This window comes from Streptacidiphilus neutrinimicus (assembly GCF_000787815.1).
Classification (GTDB): domain Bacteria; phylum Actinomycetota; class Actinomycetes; order Streptomycetales; family Streptomycetaceae; genus Streptacidiphilus; species Streptacidiphilus neutrinimicus.
The window spans coordinates 1-3,713 of the sequence record NZ_BBPO01000022.1 but is presented as its reverse complement, the minus strand read 5'-3'; the positions used below and the strand labels follow the sequence as shown (position 1 = coordinate 3,713).

General features: G+C 76.9%; 3 protein-coding genes and 1 pseudogene. All 4 read left to right on the top strand.

Going from position 1 to position 3,713, the window contains the following annotated elements:
* Positions 1-1,245, top strand: a 1,245-nt coding sequence (locus TR48_RS16160; protein WP_042367604.1) for an NAD(P)H-hydrate dehydratase, incomplete at its 5' end; no start/stop codon positions are given.
* Positions 1,224-1,883 (top strand): L,D-transpeptidase, encoded by a 660-nt coding sequence (locus tag TR48_RS16155; RefSeq protein WP_236652177.1) that lies wholly within the window; start codon positions 1,224-1,226, stop codon positions 1,881-1,883. The genes TR48_RS16160 and TR48_RS16155, both read left to right, overlap by 22 nt.
* A 106-nt stretch (positions 1,884-1,989) precedes the next feature.
* The gene (alr, locus tag TR48_RS16150) at positions 1,990-3,174 is read left to right on the top strand and encodes an alanine racemase (RefSeq protein ID WP_042367600.1); all 1,185 of its coding nucleotides are present in this window, start codon (positions 1,990-1,992) and stop codon (positions 3,172-3,174) included.
* A pseudogene (locus TR48_RS44710) lies at positions 3,174-3,713 on the top strand (hypothetical protein); the annotation flags it as partial. The gene alr and the pseudogene TR48_RS44710, both read left to right, overlap by 1 nt.

The following is a 3,713-nucleotide window of genomic DNA, read 5'->3' as shown; positions in this document are numbered from 1 at the left end:
GGCGCGCGGGTGCGGGCGGCGCTGCTCGCGCCCGACCACGCCCACCAGGGCGGTCTGGCGGCCCTGCTCGCGGCAGGCGGCCGGGTGACGGACGATCCGGCCGAAGCCGAAGGCTCGGACCTGGTCCTCGACGGGATCGTCGGCATCGGCGGCCGCGGCCCGCTGCGGGACGCCGCGCTGCCGTGGGTCGCGGCGGCGGAGCGCGGCGCGGCGACGGTCGTCGCCGTCGACCTGCCGAGCGGCGTCGACCCGGACACCGGCGCCGTTCCCGGTGCTGCCGTGCGCGCGGACGTGACGGTCACCTTCGGCACCTACAAGCCCGGCCTGCTCGTCGACCCGGGCGCGTCGTACGCGGGCGTGGTGCGGCTGGTGGACATCGGCCTGGGCGAGGTCAGGGGCGGAGTCCGGGGCGCGCCGCTCGACGGGCACGTGCTGGAGGCGCTGCAGCAGGAGGACGTCGCGGCGCTGCTGCCGGAGCCGGACGCCGAGAGCGACAAGTACCGACGCGGCGTCGTCGGCGTCGCGGCGGGGTCGGCGCGCTATCCCGGCGCCGCCGTGCTCGCCGTGGGCGCGGCCCTGCACGGCGGCGTCGGCGCGGTCCGCTACGCGGGCGCGGCCGCCCGCGAGGTCGTGCGGGCCCACCCCGAGGCCCTGGTCGGCGAGGGCGGCCCGAAGGACGCCGGTCGCGTCCAGGCCTGGGTGGTCGGTCCCGGCCTCTCCCAGGACGCGGAGGCGGAACGCGCCGTCGAGGAGGCGCTGGACGCGGGCGTCCCGGTCCTCGTCGACGCGGACGGCCTGCGCCTGCTGGCCCGCCGCGCCGCCGCCCCGGCGAACGCCCTGCTGACCCCGCACGCGGGCGAGGCCGTCGCGCTCCTCGCCGGGCTCGGTGTGTCGGCGACCCGCGAGCAGGTCGAGGCCGAGCGCCTGCGCCACGCGCGCGAACTGGCCCGCGGCTACGGCTGCACGGTCCTGCTCAAGGGCAGCACGACCGTCGTCGCCGCACCCACGGGCCCCGTGCGCGTCAACGCCACCGGCACCTCCCAACTCGCCACCGCCGGCAGCGGTGACGTCCTGTCCGGCCTTGCCGGGGCGCTGCTCGCGGCCGGTCTGGACCCCCTCGACGCCGGGTCCGTGGCCGCCTACCTCCACGGCCTCGCCGGACGCCTCTCGTCCGACGGCGCGCCGACCACGGCCGGCGCGGTCACCGCGGCCCTCCCGGACGCCTGGCGGCGCAGCGCGGAGTGACCCGCGCCGGCGCCCGCCCGCTGCAACCATTCAGCCTCTCAGCGGGTCTTCCTACGAACAGGACCATTCGTGGGAAGCCGCCATGGGGAAGGCAGGGGCGAATGATGCGTGTGAAGGCGCGTGCGACGGCCGTCGTGTTGGCGACGGCGGCGTTGCTCGGCGCGGTGGGCGCCGTGGGGGCGGGGCAGGCTGACGCGGTGACCAGGGCGCAGGCGGCCGAGGCGCAGGTGGCCAAGGCGGAGAAGGCCACCTGGTCGCCGACGCACTGTCTGACCGACGTGGGGCGCGTGGCCTGCGTGGATCTGACCCACCAGAGGCTGTGGATCCAGGACGGGAGCAGGATCGTCTACGGCCCCGTCCAGGTGCGCACCGGCAGGCGCGGCTACGCCACCCGTGACGGGCTGTTCCACGTCTACTGGCGCGATCTGCACCACGTCTCGAGCCTCTACAACGTGGCCATGCCGTACTCGCAGTTCTTCAGCGGCGGACAGGCGCTCCACGCCGTCGGCATACCGATGTCCACCCCGCCGGGCTCGCACGGGTGCGTCAACATGACGATGCACGACGCCGCCAAGGTGTGGGGTCTGCTCAGGCTCGGGTCCCCGGTCGACGTCTTCGGCCGCAAGCCGGGCACCTGATCCGGGCGGCCGACACCGGCCCGCATCGAACCTCTGCACGACGCGCACGTGTGGCGCCCGTCACCTTTGGACGGGCGCCCTCGTGCTTCTGGGAGACTGTCACGCGATGGACACTGCACTGCGAGCCGAAGCCCTGATCGACCTGGCGGCGCTGCGTGGCAACCTCGCCGCGCTGCGCGAGCGCGTCCGGCGCACGGGGTCGGCCGAGATCATGTCCGTGGTCAAGGCGGACGCCTACGGCCACGGCGCGCTGCCGTGCGCCCGCACGGCGCTGGCGGCGGGCGTGCGCTGGCTCGGCACCGCCACGCCCGAGGAGGCGCTCGCGCTGCGCGCGGGCGGCATCGGGCCCGACCAGGCCCGCGTGCTGTGCTGGCTGTGGACGCCCGGCAGCCCGTGGCGCGAGGCGGTCGCGCAGGACCTCGACATCTCCGTCAGCGGCGGGTGGGCGCTGCCGCACGTGCTCGACGCCGTGCGTGCGACCGGCCGCCCGGCCCGGGTGCAGCTGAAGGCCGACACCGGCCTCGGCCGCAACGGCGCGCAGCCCGCGGACTGGCCCGAGCTGGTCGCCGCCGCGCGCGCCGCCGAGACGGAGGGCCTGATCACCGTCACCGGCGTCTGGTCGCACTTCGCCTGCGCCGACGAGCCGGGCCACCCGTCCATCGCCGCACAGCTGGACGCCTACCGCGAGGCGCTGGCCGTCGCCGAGGTCGCCGGACTGCGACCGGAGGTGCGGCACATCGCCAACTCCCCGGCGACGCTGACCCTGCCGGAGTCGCACTTCGACCTGGTCCGCGTCGGGCTCGCCCAGTACGGGCTCTCCCCGGTGCCGGAGGTGGGCTCGCCCGCGGACTTCGGGCTGCGCCCGGTGATGACGCTCCAGGCCCGGATCGCCAACGTCAAGCGCGTCCCGGCCGAGCACGGCGTCTCCTACGGTCACACCTACAGGACCCCCGGCGCGACCACGCTCGCCCTGGTCCCGGTCGGCTACGCCGACGGCATCCCGCGGCACGCCAGCGGGGCCGGTCCGGTCCTGCTCGCGGACAAGTGGCGCACCATCGCCGGGCGGGTCGCCATGGACCAGTTCGTCGTCGACCTCGGCGGCGACACGGCCCAGGTGGGCGACGTCGCGGTGCTGTTCGGCGCGGGCGAGCGCGGCGAGCCGACGGCCGAGGACTGGGCGCGCGCGGCCGGCACCATCTCCTACGAGATCGTCACCCGGATCAGCGCGCGGGTGCCCCGCCGCTACCTCGGCGAGCCGGGCGGCCCGGACAGCCTGGGCGGTCACGGCTGATGGCCGCCGACGGGGGCGGCTCCCCCGGCCCGGGATCCGGGCTGACCTCGGGCGCGGGCGACGTGGTCCGCCAGGTCCGCGAAGCGGCCGGCTCCGTCGTCGGCGACGTGGCCGCGGGGCGCTGGAGCCGCGCGGGCATCGTCGGCGTCTCCCTCGGCGTCGTCGCGGCGGGCGCGGCGGCCGGTGTCGCCATCGAGCGCCTCTCCGTCGGCCGTGAGATGCGCCGCCGCGCCGAGGCCGAACTCGACGCCGCCGCCGCATTCGGCTCGCTGCGCGGCACCCCGCTCCACATCCAGGCTCCGGACGGCACCGACCTCTACGCCGAACTCGACGGCACCGGTTGGGCCGGCACGGAGGCAGCCGTCGCCCGCGAGGTTTCGGCGCGAACGGCGGCGGCCGAGGCAGCGGAGGCGGCGGATGCCGCCGGGAGGGCGGAACAGGCGGTGCGCGAGGCGAGCGCCCGGCACACCCCGCTCGCGACGGTCGAGCCGGGCGGCGACCCGGCCTCGGCGCGGCAGGCTCCGGTGTCCGGGCGAGGG